Genomic DNA, 16,916 nt, shown 5'->3' on the forward strand with positions numbered 1-16,916 from the left:
GAGCCTCCCTCATATTTTTGGCCAAGGCTATCCGGACCGTGCAGCCACTTGCGGCACACGATCCGGCAATCCCGACGGCGTTACTGGTTGAGGACTTTTTCATCGAGCGCTTCGGCAAGCGCTGTCGACATGTCCCAGAAAGCCGGCAGTGACAGGCGCGGATAGACACTCTGCGGCAGCACATGCTCCTGCACCGCCTTCGGCATCAGATCATTGGTGACATCCGTGCGCGGAGAGCGGGAAGCCTTGTTTTCCAGCTTCCAGAGCTGGAATTCCTTGCTCATGGCCATATCGATCAGCAGCAGCGCCGAAGCGACGTTCTTTGCGTTGGCCGGCACGAACATGGCGTCCCCAGAGCCGACCTGCCCTTTTTCCAGAAGCGTGACGCGGAAACTGTCAGGCAATTGCTTGGTGCCGAGGAAGCTCATGACCTGATCTTCCCAGACGGTGCCCATGTGAAGCTGCTGGTTGTTGATGAGGTTGAGCGTATCGGCATTGCCATTGGTCAGTTCAGCCACGGCCAGAAGACGGCGGTAATAGTCCCAGACAGGTGTAAGGCACTCGGACTCCATGGCCCAGTCTTCGGCCTGCTGCAGCGTCTGGTTATAATCGGTCAGCTGCTTGCGGCAGTCGCCGGTGAGATAATTGAGCGCCACCGAATAGATGAATCCGCCGCCGGAACCGCCCTTGGCCGGCAGGGTGACGCCAAGCCGCTTGGGGTTCTTTTCGGCCCAGACGAGAAGGTCTTCGAAGCTCTTCGGCACATCCTCGGCCTTCACGAAGGCAGAGTCATAACCGATTGCGGTCTGGTTGAGATGCACCAGCGGAAAGCTGCCGCCATGCGGCTTGCCGAAGACGGTTTCGGCCATTTCCGGATTGTAATTGGCCATGTTCGGCAGGATTTTCGTCAGTGCAATATTGCCGACAACCCCCTTGGAGGAGAGAAGCGGATAGCTGCCGCCACCGGCGAAATAAGCATCAACCGGCGAATCCTGCCCTGCCGCCTGAACCGCGATGAGCTGCTGGTTCGCCTGATCGCCCTTCACGTCGCTATAGGCGACCTTGATGCCATATTTGGCTTCGAAACGGCTGATCAACTCCTTCCACGTATCGGCAAAACTGCCGGCGAAATTATACATCGTCACCGCGCCCTCGGCTTTGGCGGCGGGAACGACGATCTCGTAAAAATTGTCGCGCGTGACCTTCGACAGATCGAAGTCGAGGTTTTTCATGTTGCTGTCTGCCGAAAGGCACGGCGCTACCGTCGTCGCCAGCGCAAGCGCGGCGATCGCAAGAAATTTCATGCGCATTGAATGGTTCCTCCTGAGGACCCGTTGTTGACCGGCCTTTTATTAATACACTCTAAGTGTAATATTTGTGACAGTCCAGTAAAAAATGCTGTCGCAAACCAATGCCCCATGTTGCCGCCGCTTCGCGCAGCCGTTATCCAAAGGCCATGACAACAGATCAGATGCCGCACCAGACCTTCAATCGCCAGCCGCTTGCCAGCGAGAATGAGCGTCTCATTCTGGATATCGTGCGCCGCCATGGGCCCATCGCCCGCGCATCGATCACGGGCCACACCAACCTGACCCAGCAATCCGTGCACCGGCTGATTGAAGGCCTGCTGGAGCGCGGACTTCTGCAGACCGGCGCGCCGCTCAGGGGCACACGCGGCCAGCCGAGCCCCACCATCGAGCTGGTGCCGGAGGCAGCCTATTCGCTCGGCATTTCCATCAACACCGACTCCGTCATCATCTGCATCGCCGATTTCCGCTGCGACGTGATTGTCGAGGAAAAACTGAAGATGCTTCCGGAGGACCGGCAAGAGACGCTTGCGGCCTTGTCGCTGGCTCTCGAAAGGCTGCTGGCAGAACACGGCATCCCGCGCGAGCGCCTGCTGGGCCTCGGTTTTTCCATGTCGGGTTTCTTCGTGTCGGAAGACCGCGCCTTCAACGCGCCGGAGCCATTGCGCGACTGGTCGCTGATGGACCTGAAGCCTATCCTTGAGGAGAAATTCCACCTGCCGGTCTGGCTGGAAAACAATGCCACCACGGGGGCGATCGGCGAGAGCCTTCGCGGCGTCGGATCATGGTGCGAGACTTTTGCCTACTTGTCCTTCAACTACGGTTTCGGCGGCGGACTGATCCTCGGCGGCCAACCGTTTCACGGCTTTCACGGCAATGCCGGCGAATTCAGCGGCATATACAGCCCCGATGAATCGCCCAAGCGGCCGGCGCTGCAATATCTGATCGCCACCCTGCAGAAAAACGGCGTCGATATCCATTCGATTGAAACACTGTATCGGCAGTTTGATCCGGCGTGGCCAGGCGTCGAGGAATGGCTGACCGAAACCATGCCGCAGGTGGACCGGCTGGTTGCAAGCCTGATCGCGGTACTTGACCCGCAGGCCATCGTCTTTGGCGGACAATTGCCACGCGCACTCGGCAAGATGATGATCGAACGCACGCACATGCCTTCCCAGCGCGAACACCGTTATGGTGTCGGGCCGAAGGAGGCGAAGCTGGTTCTAAGCGAAACGGTCGGCGATCCGTCCGCCATCGGCGCCGCGCTATTGCCGCTGAGGGTCCGGTACTTCCTGTAGGGTGATTATCCTGCGGTTCCCCGCAGATTTTTTGGGGCCGCCGTAACCGGAGGGTTGCGGCAGCCTCTATCATTGCATCATCGCCTATTCGACCACCACGGACAGTGCCGAGCCGGTATAGACCGGTCGTACTTTCACATTGCCCGCATCGATCGTGGCGAATGTCCCGGTCAGACCATTGGCGGCGATCACATCGAGGCGCGTGCCGGCAGCCGGTGCGCCACCATCGAAAGCAAGCTTTAGCGTCGCACCGTCCAGCACCACATTCCCTTTAACGCGCAGAGCAGCCTTTTGCGGATCCAGCGCCAATATGCCGCCCGACTGCGCATAATCACCGCCGATGGCGACATCCTTGCCTGCCTTGAGCGAAAGCGTGCCGCCGCTGACCAGCACACCGCCGGTTCCAAGCGCATCGACAGACGAGACTATCAGTGCGCCATCCTTTAAAATGGTGCCGCCACCATAGCTGTTATTACCGCTGAGCGTCAGCGCTCCGCTACCGGATTTGACGAGACGCCCTGCCCCGGCAATATCGTTCGTCCATCGGTCTGCCGCGTTGAAGCCGCCGGCGGCGGCATCCATCGTGACTTCGACATCGCCATCAAACGCACCGTAACCACCGGCGGCGGCCACCAGATTGATGCGACCCCACCCATTGCTGTCATCGAGCAGCGGATAACCCGCCTCGATGCCGGTGGAGAACAGAACGGCGCGCCGCTCTGCGGCATCAAGATAAGGCAGGCGCGTTTCCAGCAGAACCTCGGCCCCTTTCGGCACCCTCATCGGCGCGTCACCCACGGCTTTGTCGCGGCTGAAGGAAAAGGTCATGCGCCTGCGATAATCCGCCGCGTTTGCCGCCGCATCCGCGAACCGGTCAACATCCGGCTTTGCGCCATGGGCAAAATCGATGAGCGACTGACCCTGCGGCAGACGTTTGGCGAAATAGGCCTGCAAGGTCTCATGCGCGGCCTTCTTCACCTCGGCATTTTTCGGGTCCTGCAACATGGCGGCGGCCATGGCGGTTGCGGTGATGCGGCCGCCGATCACGTCGAGCGGCGAATGCATACCGGCGACGATGCGGCTTTCACCAAGTTCGGAAGCCGCCGTCAGCAATTCGGTAAAACGCTCCGGCACGGCATAGGCATAAGCGATGGCGGCCAGATAGGCAGCGTTGGTGTGCCCGCTCGGAAAACCGCCATCCTTGGCACGGCCGCGATTTTCCCGCGCATATTTCAGCGCCGGCACGATGATATCAGGGTCGCTATCATAGCTTTCGAATGAACGGTCACCGATCGTTTCCTTGCCGGTTTCGATCACCTCGCCCCTGTCATTCATGCGCCAGGGCCGCGGTGTGGAATAGAAATATTTCGCCGGCGATGTCGTGCCTTCCGGGCCACGGATCACCTTCATGAAAGCGACGAAATCCTTCAGCTCGCTATCGGCCGCACCCGCCTCGGTGCCCTTGTCGTCCTCCTTGCGGGTGATCACCTCGTTCGGATCGAAATCCGAAAGCGTATGATTGATCGTCGTCGTCGCGCCTGCGCCTTCGCGATACCAGTCGGCGAGCGGGCCCATGCCGTCGATAACGCTGTAACCCTGTGAACGGCGATCATTCATATAGGCTTCGAAAGCCGCAGCGCGGGTGCGGTTTTCACCGGTCACGGACAGTACGTAACGCATGTTTTCCTGCCAGACGGCGGGATCGACGATCTTCACATGGCTGAAATCCGATGGGCCGTCGCCATTGGCGCCGCCATCCGCCCATTTTTCATCGCCGAGCGTCCAGATGCGGTTGAAACCCGAGAGGATTTCGATGATCGGGTTGTCCCGGTCGTCATAGACGCGGACATCCTCGCCCTTTTCATTCTTGCCGGTCTGGTTGCGATAATTGTCGGCAAGCGGCAGCGGATAGGTCGCGGCAGGCTCCGGCACCGTGATGGCATAACCCTGACCTGCCGGCCCGCTGGCCTCGAACCCCTGCGCGCTCGGCACGAAAACCAGCAATGCGACGGAGGCAAGCAGGGTTGCGCGTGCGGACGGAAAAGACGACATCTTCAGTTTGGCCATGACGAATCCTATGATTTGCAGCGAGTGACGCGTGACGAAAACAGGCGGCACGGTCTCCCGCGCGCCTCGTCATCAGGTTTAAACGGAGCGTATTTCAGTTTTTCGATGGTGCTGATCGAGACAGCATATGCGGCACTATCCGCCCGGAAAAAGCGGAGAGATATGCCCGAAGACCGGCTCCGGGCATAGGGTTCAATGGCTTCGTTACTCCGGCAAAGCCGGATGCTGGGCCAGTTACTTCTTGACCGCAACGGCCTCGTTGATCTTGGCAACATCGTCAGCCAGCACCTTATAGGTCTGGTCAAGCGTCAACTCGCCGACGATCAGCTGGCTCATGCGCTGGACGATCTGCTGATACATGGCGCTGCCGCCCTTGGCGCGCTCGAAATCGCGGGCCGCCTGCGGCACGTTCTTCTTGTTGTCGAGGAAGACCTTCATCGCCGCCTTGGCATCTTCGCTCTTCAGCTTGTATTGCGGATCGACGATTTCAGCGCCGGTCAGGACGACATAGTTCTCGGCGATTTCCCGCTGCACCTTCTCGGAGCCGAGGAATTCGACGAAATGAGCGACATCTTCAGGATATTTGGTACGCTTGAAGCCGACAATCGCGGTGCCGCCGGGCATGGCGTAGCATCCGGCATCGCCGCAGGGCGCATTGATCGCCGTCCATTCGAAGGCGTCGCCGATCTTGTTCTGGAACGGGTTTACCATCCAGTTGCCGGCCAGATAGGTCACGACATTGCCGTTGACGAATTCGTCACCCATGTTCTTGTACTGCGAACCGCCGGCAGCACCCCACATTTCCTTGGGGAAACTGCCATTCTGCGTCCATGAATAGATATCGGCGATGTATTTTTTCGCCGCATCATCCGGGAAGCTGAACTTGCCGTCCTTCACATAGCTCGAACCGTAAGCGAAAGCGCCGCCGGAGAAGCGGTGGCCGGAACGGTCCATGGTGAAGGGGATCTGCACGCCGGTCGCCTTAGCAACACGGGCGGAAGCCTCGACGATCTCGCTGAATTTCGCGGTGGGGCCGGGCAAGGGCTCACCCGCCTGCTCGAACAGCGTCTTGTTGACGAAGGGCAGGTTCAGCGTCTGCGACGCCATGTAACCGTTGATCGACTGCGGATCGTTGACGTTGGGCAAGCGAAGCTGGTTGAGGCTCGAACCATGCAGCTTCGCGAAGGCCTCCGCATCTTTCATGTAAGGCCGCATGTCGAGATAATAGGGGGCAAGCTGCCAGTCGGTGATCTTGGCAATGTCAGGGCCTTCGCCGACCGCCAGCTGTACCGGCAGCTGCTTGGAAACGGCGTCGTAACCCGAAGACACGAAGTTGATCTTCACGCCCGGATTGGCCGTTTCGAACTCCTTGCTGAGGTCGGCCATGCGCTGCACGTAACCCTGGTCGTCATCCGTAAAAAGGAAAGTAATCGTGCGGGTCTCGGCCTGCGCGGCTGCAAGACCGGCGACGGAGGCAATTACAAGGGCGCTGACGCCCGAAAACAATTTCATCATGCTCATCCTCCCAATGAAAATATTTTCACAAATCGAATAGAGGCTCCTCTGCTTAATTCGATTTATCCTGTTTTGCGGCTTGACAGAATAAACGTCAAGCTGTTTGTTTTACATAAATCGCACAAATCGACGCGAAAAAGCGAAAATCGGATTGTGAAAATAATTTCATAAAGATCGAAGGGAGGCGATCCATTATGACGGATGGACCTTTGGCGACGGATGCGTCGCAGCCCACATATACCGTCGCCGACGGCGAGACGGTAACGGCCTGGATCGTCTCGGATCCGGTGGAGACATCGTTTCCGGGCACACCCGCACCGGCGGAAGACCGGGTCAATTACCGTTTCATCAATGGTTTCGTCGATGTCGGCGACCTTCCCTGCCGCAAAGCCTTCCAGCAGACCATGATCGGCCGCGACATCGCGCCCGAGACTGGCTTTGCGGTGTCTCACCTCAACCTGCCGGGTTCCAACCGCCGCGTCGAATTTACCGGCTTCTGGCATGTTCCCACCCATGTGCAGCGCTGGCTGAAGGGCACGTTCCGCAGCGATGCTGCCAGAAAAGCGCATTTCCGGCTGGGCACCTGCGGCGGCGTCCGTATCTGGGTGAACGGCGCTGAACAGGTGCGTTTCGAGCCCTTCATCCGCAATGTCGAAACCAACAGCGATGTGACGCTCGACCTTGCGGCCGGCGACAACGAGGTGCTGCTGCTCTGCGAGGATCTGGCGGAACGCGACATCATCTGGTTCTTCGAGCTTGAGGTTATCGATCCGACGCCGCTGACAGTCGTGTTGCCCGTGCCGCTCGACCACGAGGAAACGAAGCGCCTTGCCGCGCTGGTGCGGGATGTTCGCCCGGCACGCGACGTGTTTTGCGGCACCGCTCTCGAACTGGTTTTCGGAGCAGCCCCTGCAAGCGACCTGCCCGTACACATCGCGGTGAAAAGCCATGGGCACGAGCGCGCGGCACTGGCGGAAGTGGATACCGTGCTGAAGGCCGGGCAATCCACGCTGACAATACCCGAGACGACGGGCATTTCGGACGGATATCACGGCGTCAGGATCACCATGGGCTCGGGCGCGGGAACGGTCACCCGCGTCATCGACGCAGCCTTCATGCATGATATAGCGCCGGAAACCTCCAATCCCGATATCAACGGGCGAAAAAAGGCCGCCCTCTCCTTCAGCGCCCGTTTCGGCGCCCGGCGCATCGGCCGGGCGCTGGCAATGGTCGCCACCGGCAGCGATGACTTCAAGACCATCGGCGGCATTGTCGATGCGACGCTACGCTCCATCGACCGGCGCGAGGACTGCTCCGATTTCATCATGATCCCGCTGCTCTGGCTGGTGCGCGCCCATAGTGACCGCCTGCCGGCCGAAATGCGAGCGCGGATCGACGCTTCGATCCTTGGCTATCGCTACTGGGTGGACGAGCCGGGTAACGACGTCATGTGGTTCTGGAGCGAGAACCATGTTCTCTGCTTCCACACCAGCCAGCTGCTCGCCGGACACTATCTGCCCGACGCCGTCTTCACCGCCTCCGGCCGCACCGGCAGAGAGCAGGCCGCGCTCGCCGCCGACCGGCTGGAGCGCTGGTTCGACAGCGTCGAGGCGCACGGCCTCGCCGAATGGAATTCAGCAGCCTATTATCCCGTGGATTTCATCGGCCTTCTCGCCATCGAACATTGGGCCGGACCGGAGCTTGCAGCACGCGCCCGCTACCAGCTCGATCTCATCTTCGAAATGATCGCGCTGCACACGCTCGGCGGCGTCCCCTCCGGTTCGCAAGGCAGAGCCTATGACAAGGAGCTGCGCGCCGGGCCGCTAACGGAACTGGCACCCTTCGCCGAGGTCGCCTTCGGCCAAGGCTGGCTCAACAACGGCGTCGCCTCTCTGCCGATGTTCTGCTGCGGCGATTACCTGCCACCGGCACATCTTGCCGCCCTTTCCCAGCTTGAGGGCGGCCGCATGGTCGAGGCACGTTACGCGCAGGGGCTGGAGCCCGGCAAGCTCGTGCTGTTCAAGAACGAGGCCGCCCAGCTTTCCACCGTGGTCGACCACAAGACCGGCCGCAAGGGCCATCAGCAACACGTCATGGATATCAAACTCGCCGGCCATCCGATGGCGCGGCTCTGGGTCAACCATCCGGGCGAAGATGATCCGTGGGGCACGCAACGCCCCTCCTATTGGGCGGGCAGCGGCATCCTGCCGCGCGTGGCGCAGCATCGCGATCTGGCGATGATGATCTTCGATACGCACGATCACCGCAATGACTGGACCCATGCCTATCTCGGCCGCGACGGGCTGGACGAGGTTCTGGTGGAGGGCAACTGGCTCATCACCCGCTCGGGCCGCGGCTTTGCCGCGCTTTATGCAACGAACGGGCTTCAACCCATCACCGCAGGCGCCACCGCCGACCGCGAGATCAGATCACCCGGCCGCCGCGCCGGCTGGGTCGGCATCATCGGCTGCGGGGATGTCGCGGAGTTTGCGCGTTTTCGGGAAAAAATCCTCGCCACGCGGGTGACCTTCGATGCCGAAAACCGTCTGCTCTCGGTCACGCCGTCAGGCGGACCCGATCTCACCCTCACCTGGGACGGCACATTCACCATCGGCGGGCAGGCCATGGCCTTCGACCATGATCAGCCCCAACCCGAAATCACCTTCGACAGTGCCGATCCCGCATCGGGCGGCGCGGCACGACCATTCTACTCCTAGAGCCTTTCCGCTTTTCTGCGAAACGCGAAAACGCTCTAACTCTTTGTTTTAACGCATTGTCCGGACGTAAAAGCGATCCCCGCTTTTACTGGAAATGCTCCTAGCGGAATTGACAGATGAACCAGCCAAGCATGGAAAAAGACACTCTCAGGACGACGATCGACAATGTCGCCGCCGCCTTCAGCCGCCTCAAGGGCATTCAGGAAGGTCTGGCGAGCAGCAGTTCCGATGGCAAGATCCAGTTCGATGAATGGGACTGGGAAGTGGGTGTCGGCCTTTACGGCTTCCTGCGCCGGGCGCTCGCCGCCGACGATCGCAAGGCGCTTGACGACCTCGTGACGTGGTATGGCTGGCAGATCGAGCGCGGCCTGCCGCCGCGCCAGATCAACAGCTCCGCGCCGATGCTGCCGCTTGTCATCCTAACGGAACATGTCGACCGGCCGGATTTCCGGGCGCTGGTGGAAGACTGGGCCGACTGGCTGGTGCATCAATTGCCGAAAACCGAAGATGGCGGCTTCCAGCACGTCGTCAAGGAGCGGCTGAATGAGGGAGAACTCTGGGACGACACGCTGTTCATGGCATGTCTGTTCCTCGCCCGCGCCGGCGTCGTCTGCAAACGTCAGGACTGGATCGACGAGGCGGTCTACCAGTTCATGGTCCATACGCGTTATCTCTCGGACCCCGTCACCGGGCTCTGGTATCACGGCTGGACCTTCAACGGCCGTCACAATTTCGCTCATGCCTTCTGGGCGCGCGGCAATTCCTGGATAACGGTTGCCATTCCCGAACTTTTCGAACTGGTGCCGACACTTGCCGGAAAGGACAGGCGTTTCCTCGCCAATGTGCTTTCAAGCCAGGTGCGGTCGCTGCGGCAGTATCAGCGCGAAGACGGCATGTTCCACACGCTGCTCGATGACCCGACCTCGCCGGTCGAGACATCGGCGACAGCCGGCATCGCCTATGGCATTCTGCGTGGCATCGAAGCCGGCATTCTCGGAGAAGAGAACCGGCCGCATGCGGAACGGGCGTTGAAGGCGGTGCTCGGCAATATCGATGACGAAGGCGTTGTTCACGGCGTCTCCGATGGTACCCCCATGGGCCATGATCTCGATTTCTACCGCCGCATTCCCAATCTGCCGACACCCTACGGGCAGGCGCTGACGATGCTGCTGCTGATCGACGTGTTCCTGAAAAGGCCGCAGGTATCATGAGCGCGCAATCAGACATCATCATCACGGCCGATGGCCGTGATGCCACGGCCGACATCCAGCGGGCGATCGATACGGTCTCGGCAACGGGCGGCGGTCGCGTGTCGCTTTCGGCCGGTCGCCATGTCAGTGGCGGCCTGCAGCTCAAGAACGGCGTGGAGCTGCACCTTGCCGAAGGTGCGGTGCTCGCCCCCATTTCAGACTATGAGGCATATGCCCATACAACAGTTTCGGTGATCGCCGAGGCATCCAATCGCGGCATGATCATTGCCCGGGGCGCAAGCGACATCGCCGTCACCGGCCCCGGCCGCATCGAGGCCGGCGGCGAGCACTTCATCACCGGCGATGACGAGGCTATGGGAACCTATATCCCGGCGGCACGGCGTCCACGCGTGATGGTGCTGGAAGCCTGCCGCAACGTGCGCCTTGAAAACCTCTTCGTCAGCGGCTCGCCGATGTGGACGCTGCATATGGTCGATTGCGACGATCTCAATTTTCGCAATCTCCGCATCGAAAACGACCGCCGCCTGCCCAATACGGATGGCATCGTGCTGGATGCCTGCCGGCGCGCGCTGATCGAGGATTGCTTTATCTCGACTGCCGATGACGGCATCTGCCTGAAGACCAGCGCTAGGCCGGACGGCAAGGCGGTCGGTGCCTGCGATGACATCACGGTTCGCCGCTGCACCGTTTCCAGCGTCAGCTGCGCCCTGAAGCTTGGCACGGAATCCTTTGGCGATTTCACCAATGTCGTGTTCGAGGATTGCAAAATCGTCGAGTCCAATCGCGGCATCGGCCTTTTCTCCCGCGATGGCGGCGCCATGCGTAATATCCGCTTTTCACGGATCGAGGCCGAGTGCCACGAAACGCCGGGCGGCTTCTGGGGCTCCGGCGAGGCTGTGACCGTCACCGTCGTCGACCGCCGCCCCGAGCGTCAGGCCGGCAGCGTCGACAATCTGGTCGTGGAAGATCTGAGCGGCTCCATGGAAGGCGCAATCAATCTCGTCGCCACGTCGAAAGCCGGCATCCACAATGTCAGGCTGGAGCGCATCACGCTGTCGCAGCAGCCCGGCAAGCTGGGCACCGGTCTGCAATATGATCTGCGCCCCACCAATGCCGATATTGCCCCAAGCCCCGATGCGGCAGGCCGCGCCAATGCATGGACGCGGGATGCCGAAGGCAGGATCGTCGGTCTGGAAGATTATCCCGGTGGAATGCCGGCGGTCTATCTTGCCGGCGTGGAAGGATTTGCGGCACGCGATGTCGCCATTAAAAGAACGACGCCCTTGCCCGAGGGCTGGAATAAACAAGAGATCGTCGCGATGACGAACTTGTCCGAAGGGAGCAGGTGATGGGAAGTCTGAAACTAGAAAATCTCAACAAGGCATTCGGTGCCGTTCATGTGCTGCATGATATCGATCTTCAGATCGAAAACGGCGAGTTCGTCGTTTTCGTCGGCCCCTCGGGCTGCGGAAAATCGACACTGCTGCGCATCATCGCCGGCCTTGAGGATGTCACGTCAGGCACCATCGGCATTGGCGGGCGCGATGTCAGCGCCCTGTCGCCGGCCGAGCGCAAGATCGCCATGGTGTTCCAGTCCTATGCGCTTTATCCGCATATGAGCGTGCGCAAGAACCTTGCCTTCGGCCTGGAAAACCTGCGTTTCAAGCGGGCGGAAATCGAAAGCCGCATCAACGAGGCGGCGCGGATGCTCGCCATCGAGCCCTATCTCGACCGCAAGCCGAAGCAGCTTTCCGGCGGCCAGCGCCAGCGCGTCGCCATTGGCCGCGCCATCGTGCGCGAGCCTGACATCTTCCTGTTCGACGAGCCGCTGTCGAACCTCGATGCGGCCCTGCGCGTGCAGACGCGTGCCGAAATCACCCGCCTGCACCGCGATATCAAGACGACGATGATCTATGTCACCCATGATCAGGTGGAAGCCATGACCATGGCCGACAAGATCGTGGTGTTGCGCGCCGGGCGCATCGAGCAGGTGGGCAGCCCGCTCCAGCTTTTCGACAATCCGCGCAACCTCTTCGTTGCCGGTTTCCTCGGTTCGCCGCGCATGAATATTCTCAAGGGTACAATTACCAGGGACAGCGACGGCAACATCGCCATCGACCCCGGATACGGCGTATCCCTGCCCTGCCTCGTCGAACCGGGTGAGGTGTCTCCCGGACAGGCCGTTCTGGCGGGCATACGCCCTTCGCATTTCACCATCACCGACAATGCCGGCCTGCCCTTCGAGGTGCAGTACCACGAAAGCCTCGGCACCGAGACCTATCTCTACGGCAATCTTCAGGGCCAGAAAGAGCAGATCATCGTGCATCAGGCCGGCCATTTTGCGCCGGCTTCAGGCTCGGTGCTGAAGATCATGCCGGCGCGTGAAAGGGTGCATGTCTTTGATCCCGTAACGGAACTGGCACTACCGCGTCTCAACAGCCAGGGGAGAGGGTAGCATGGCCAACCCGAAGCTTTCCAGACTGTCCGACCGGGCGCTCGACGCCGTGATGGCGATCGCCGAAGTACCGCTCAACTTCATCGAGCGGGTGATCGGCAAAAGGCGCATGCCGTATATTTTCCTGATGCCGAACCTCGTCCTGTTCGGCATCTTCACCTTCCTGCCGATTGCGATTGCCGTCGGTTACGCCTTCACCGGCGGCACCGAACTCCTGATCAGCGACCGCCCCTTTGTCGGGCTCGAAAATTTCGGCAAGCTGCTGGATTGCCAGAGCTATATGGACCCCGGAAGCTGCCGGGAATCGCTGTTCTGGACGGCGATCTGGAACACGCTGTGGTTCGTCGGCTTCAATGTCGTCGCCACGCTGCTGGTCGCGCTCATCACCGCCCTCATCCTCAACCGGGCGATTGCCGCGCGCGGTTTCTTCCGCGCCATGTTCTTTTATCCGGTCCTGCTGTCGCCAGTCGTCATCGGCCTTATCTGGAAATGGTTCCTAGACCGCAACGGCCTGCTGAACGCCTTTTTCCAGATGCTCGGCGTGCCGCCGGAAATCTTCCTGCTGGATGTCGGCTGGTCGCGTTTCTTCGTCGTGGTGGTCTCGGTCTGGTTCCATATGGGCTTTTATACGCTGATCCTGCTGGCCGGCCTTCAGGCCATCCCGAAGGACCTCTATGAAGCCGCCGCCATCGACGCCGCCTCACCCCGGCGCACGCTTTTCCGCATCACCCTGCCGCTTCTCGGCCCCAACCTGCTCGTCGTGCTCATCCTGCTGATGATCAGATCGGTGCAAATCTTTGATGAAGCTTGGGTTCTTACCAATGGCGGCGGGCCGGGCACGGCCAATACATTCGTGGTGCAATATATCTACCAGATGGCCTTCGGCAGCGATCTGAGGCTGTTCGGCCTTGCATCCGCCGCATCGGTTCTGATGGGCCTTGTGCTTCTCGCACTCACCCTCGTGCAGCTGCGCCTCGGCAAAAAGATGGAGTCCTGACCATGTCCAACGCCGTCTCCTTCCTCACGCGCACCCGCCGCCCCGGCCGGATCGGCCTTACCGATATCCTGTCGTGGGTCTGGCTCATTGGCGGCACGCTCGCCGTCCTCATCCCGGTCGTATGGGCCGCCATGTCTTCGCTGAAACCGGAAGCCGAAATCACCCGGTTTCCGCCAAGCCTTCTGCCGCGCGCTGCCGTGCAGGTGGAGGTGCCAGGTTACGACAAACAGCTCAGCCTGTGGAAAGCCACCATCGATGGCGTGGAGCGGGAAATGGCCATGGTCCGCCGCGTTGGCCTCAAAGCCCAGATGGTCGATCCGGCCAATCCCGGCCCGCCCGTCAGCGTCGATACTCGGGAAATCACGCCCGTCCAGAAGCTGACCATCGCGACGGAGAACTTCACCGATCCGCTGACCCGGTTCAGCTTCCTGACCTTCCTCAAGAACTCGGTCTTCGTCACCTTCGTCGCAACCATCCTGACGCTGATCGTCAATGCCATGGCGGCCTTCGCCCTCTCCAAATACCGCTTCCGTGGGGAGAAGGCGATCTTCGTGCTGATCATCTCCACCCTGATGATCCCGCTCACCGTCGTCATGGTGCCGGCCTATCTCGTCATCGTCGGGGTCGGCCTGGTCGACAATCTCTGGGGCGTCATCATCCCCACCGTCGCCACACCAACCGGCGTGTTCCTGCTGCGGCAATATATGCTGACCATTCCCGATGAGCTGATCGAGGCGGCCCGCGTCGATGCCGCCAGCGAATTTCGTATCTTCTGGCGCATCATCCTGCCGCTGACGGCCCCGGCACTTGCGGTTCTCGCCATCTTCTCGGTTCTGTGGCGCTGGAACGACTTCCTCTGGCCGCTAATCGTCCTCAGCAGCCGCGAGAACTTCACGCTGCAGGTGGGGCTGAACGCCTTCCAGGGCGAGTTCTCGGTGCAATGGCACTATATTCTCGCCATGACCTTCCTCAGCCTTGCACCTGTTACCGTCGTGTTCCTGTTCCTGCAGCGTTACATCACCACTGGAATTGCCGGCACGGGGATGAAGTAAAAGGAGCAATACGGCTTGCGGTGAAACCGCAGCCCCGTCGGCAATTCGGATGACGCAGGCCCATCCCCTCCGTCATACCGGCCTTGAGCCGGTATCCAGCCGACGCGCGTCTGCGCGGCGAAAGGAGCCTTTTCAGCCCAAGGACTTGGGCTGACTGGATTCCGGCTCAAGGCCGGAATGACGGATGACCGTCCCAAACACATATATCTATCAGCAAGAGCGGCCACCGCCCTACTTCGGTGGCGGCGCGATGCTGCCCCTCAGCACGAGGCGACAACCAAGTTCCAGCCGGTGCGCCGGCCTGGTCGGATCGGCCGCCACAAGCCGCTGCTCCAGCAGCGAAAGGGCGGCGCCGCCCAGCCTGTCAGCCGGCAATTGAATGGTGCTAAGCGGCGGCGCGCTGAAGGCAGCCGGCATGATATCGTCAAAACCCAGCACCGAGACATCGTCGGGAACCCGGATACCGGCTTCCGTCAGCGCCTTCAGGCAGCCGAGCGCCAGATTGTCAGCGGCGCAGAAAATGGCGGTAGCGTTTCTGAGCGGGTATTCCTCGGCCAGCAGGCGGCGAATGGCGATCTCGCCCCATTCCGGCTCGTAGCTTTCCACCTCGATGACCATATCGGCCGGAACTGTCAGGCCAGCCGCCAGAAAAGCGTCGCTATAACCATCATAACGGCGGCGGATCGTCGTGCGCCCCTTCCAGGTGATATGCAGGATATTGCGGTGCCCGAGCGACAGCAGATGCTCGATACCGAGACGGGCGCCAAAACGGTTTTCGGCCGTCACCGTATCAACGATCATGGCCGGGTCCTCGCCATTGATCAGCACCACCGGCCTGCCAAGCGCGGACAGCGCCTCGACCAGTTGCGACCTGTCATCATTGAGAACCACAATGCCATCGACATTGTCGGCATCGGCAGCCTCCGCGACGGTAACGGGATCGAGCCGGCTCGTTGTGCTGACAAAAGGAACGATGCGAATGCCGCGCTTCTCGCATTCGCGCCTGAAGCCGTTCAGCATCGTCCAGCTGACCATGTTGAGGTCGCTCTGCGGCGCGGCGTCATTTGTCATGGCGAGCAGCACAACACGCAGGGTGGCGATGGTCGCTTTCTGCCGGCGGTTTTCGAGATAACCAAGCGTACGAGCTGCCTCCAGCACCCGCTCGCGAACCTGTGCGGTCAAGGGTGCGGTGCCATTGAGAGCATGCGAAGCGGTACTCAGCGAAACATTCGCCTCGCGCGCCACGTCCTTAAGCGTCGTTTTCCTGTCTATTTTCATAAAGGGGAAATTCAACCACTCTTCTTCGGACGGTGCGGGCAGAAAGCCTGCCTTACGCAGTCGATCTGAAGAATACCCGTGCCTGTTTGCTGCTCTCTAATCTGCGGAAGACTACAGCATCATCCGTAAATGCGGAATTGATTTCTCTTGGTTTTTATCCCGCCCATAAAGCGCCGCCCGCGGCGAACCACGGGCGGCAAGGCGGTCAGAGCGCCTGGGAGATATGGTTGATGCTGCTCTTTACGGCAGCGGCGGGGTCTTTCAGTTCGTGCACTTCCGTCGCGAAGGGTTCGAAGCTGTAAGGTCCCTTGTAACCGGCCGCCTCGAGCGTCCTGATCTGGGCGATATTCTCGAGCCGGTCGCCACCATCCACCAGAACGCGGTGGGCGTCGAGCATGTCGGCGGCGGAGACGGCGGGATCGATCACGCCGGAAATGTGGACCAGTCCCGTTCGCTCAGGGAAGAATTCGGTCTCGCCCGCAAGGTGATGATGGAAGGTGTCGTGCACCAGCCTGTAGACATCGCCGCCGCCAGCCGCGTCGATGGCCTTGATCGCTTCGGCCTTGGTGCGCAGCGACGAGACCGGGAAGCCGAGCGGCTCGACAAGGCCTGTCAGGCCGCGTTCCTCGAGGATCGGTTTCATGGCCTTCAGCGCCGTGACGAGATCGTCAAAGGACACCGCCGTGCCGTCATTGAGCGGGCACATGACCAGCGCCTTCGCACCGCTCGCCGCGGCATAATCAGCCATCGCGACGGCCCGCGCAGGCAGGTCGCCCGACCAGACGTTGAAGGGATAAAGCGCATTGATCGAGATGATCGTCACGCCGGCCTTTTCGGCTGCCGCTTTTACCTCAGCCGGATCCACCGTGCCGACGATGTCTGGCAGGTCGTTGCGGATTTCGACTTCGGTGAGGCCGAGTTCACGGGCGGTTGCGAAGAACGCCTCAAGGGAAAGCTTCGGCGCGGTGATGTGGTTGATGGCAAAACGCATGAAAGACCTCACTGATAAAGGGCGGGAC

The 16,916-nt window shown here is 60.7% G+C and carries 12 protein-coding genes; 7 read left to right on the forward strand and 5 right to left on the reverse strand.

What is annotated here, in order from left to right; all coding sequences use genetic code 11:
* Positions 1-80 precede the first annotated feature (80 nt).
* Positions 81-1,310 (reverse strand): ABC transporter substrate-binding protein, encoded by a 1,230-nt coding sequence (locus tag PL640_RS24800; RefSeq protein ID WP_271363825.1) that lies wholly within the window; start codon positions 1,308-1,310, stop codon positions 81-83.
* 146 nt (positions 1,311-1,456) lie between these two features.
* Between PL640_RS24800 and PL640_RS24805 the strand changes: the two genes are divergently transcribed.
* Complete coding sequence (locus PL640_RS24805) at positions 1,457-2,605, forward strand: ROK family transcriptional regulator (protein ID WP_271363827.1); 1,149 nt, start codon at positions 1,457-1,459, stop codon at positions 2,603-2,605.
* An 84-nt stretch (positions 2,606-2,689) separates the two neighbouring features.
* On the opposite strand, the gene PL640_RS24810 is transcribed toward PL640_RS24805, so the two are convergent.
* Both PL640_RS24810 and PL640_RS24815 read right to left on the reverse strand, forming a co-directional pair.
* Positions 2,690-4,672 carry a phosphatase PAP2 family protein gene (locus PL640_RS24810; protein ID WP_271363828.1) on the reverse strand — a complete coding sequence of 661 codons (1,983 nt, stop codon included), beginning with the start codon at positions 4,670-4,672 and terminating at the stop codon, positions 2,690-2,692.
* 234 nt (positions 4,673-4,906) lie between these two features.
* On the reverse strand, positions 4,907-6,187 hold the full coding sequence (locus PL640_RS24815; RefSeq protein WP_142841866.1) for an ABC transporter substrate-binding protein: 1,281 nt from the start codon (positions 6,185-6,187) through the stop codon (positions 4,907-4,909).
* A gap of 194 nt (positions 6,188-6,381) precedes the next feature.
* Here PL640_RS24815 and PL640_RS24820 point away from each other — a divergent pair, with 194 nt between their 5' ends.
* The 6 genes from PL640_RS24820 (at position 6,382) to PL640_RS24845 (ending at position 14,619) form a co-directional block, all read left to right on the forward strand.
* Entirely contained in the window at positions 6,382-8,904 is a 2,523-nt protein-coding gene (locus tag PL640_RS24820) for a hypothetical protein (RefSeq protein WP_271363829.1), read from the forward strand.
* A 116-nt stretch (positions 8,905-9,020) separates the two neighbouring features.
* Entirely contained in the window at positions 9,021-10,115 is a 1,095-nt protein-coding gene (bglB, locus tag PL640_RS24825; RefSeq protein ID WP_271363830.1) for a beta-galactosidase BglB, read from the forward strand.
* A complete protein-coding gene (gene pglB / locus PL640_RS24830; RefSeq protein WP_271363831.1) occupies positions 10,112-11,464 on the forward strand; it encodes a polygalacturonase PglB in 1,353 nt (450 codons plus the stop codon). The genes bglB and pglB overlap by 4 nt, the downstream gene beginning before the upstream one ends.
* Positions 11,464-12,570, forward strand: coding sequence for an ABC transporter ATP-binding protein (locus PL640_RS24835; protein ID WP_271363832.1), 1,107 nt, complete (start codon positions 11,464-11,466; stop codon positions 12,568-12,570). Before pglB ends, PL640_RS24835 begins: the two co-directional genes overlap by 1 nt.
* A 1-nt stretch (position 12,571) precedes the next feature.
* Complete coding sequence (locus tag PL640_RS24840) at positions 12,572-13,567, forward strand: carbohydrate ABC transporter permease (protein WP_271363833.1); 996 nt, start codon at positions 12,572-12,574, stop codon at positions 13,565-13,567.
* A gap of 2 nt (positions 13,568-13,569) precedes the next feature.
* Positions 13,570-14,619: a carbohydrate ABC transporter permease gene (locus tag PL640_RS24845; protein ID WP_110759992.1), complete on the forward strand. Its 1,050-nt coding sequence runs from the start codon at positions 13,570-13,572 to the stop codon at positions 14,617-14,619.
* A 231-nt stretch (positions 14,620-14,850) separates the two neighbouring features.
* Here the strand turns inward: PL640_RS24845 and PL640_RS24850 are convergent, their stop codons facing one another.
* Together PL640_RS24850 and PL640_RS24855 are read right to left on the reverse strand one after the other, a co-directional pair.
* Entirely contained in the window at positions 14,851-15,897 is a 1,047-nt protein-coding gene (locus tag PL640_RS24850) for a LacI family DNA-binding transcriptional regulator (RefSeq protein WP_271363834.1), read from the reverse strand.
* A 205-nt stretch (positions 15,898-16,102) separates the two neighbouring features.
* A complete protein-coding gene (locus tag PL640_RS24855; RefSeq protein WP_271363837.1) occupies positions 16,103-16,888 on the reverse strand; it encodes a TIM barrel protein in 786 nt (261 codons plus the stop codon).
* Positions 16,889-16,916 lie beyond the last annotated feature (28 nt).

Origin of the sequence: Agrobacterium sp. ST15.16.024 (assembly GCF_027956545.1) — a bacterium.
Taxonomy (GTDB): Bacteria; Pseudomonadota; Alphaproteobacteria; order Rhizobiales; family Rhizobiaceae; genus Agrobacterium; species Agrobacterium cucumeris.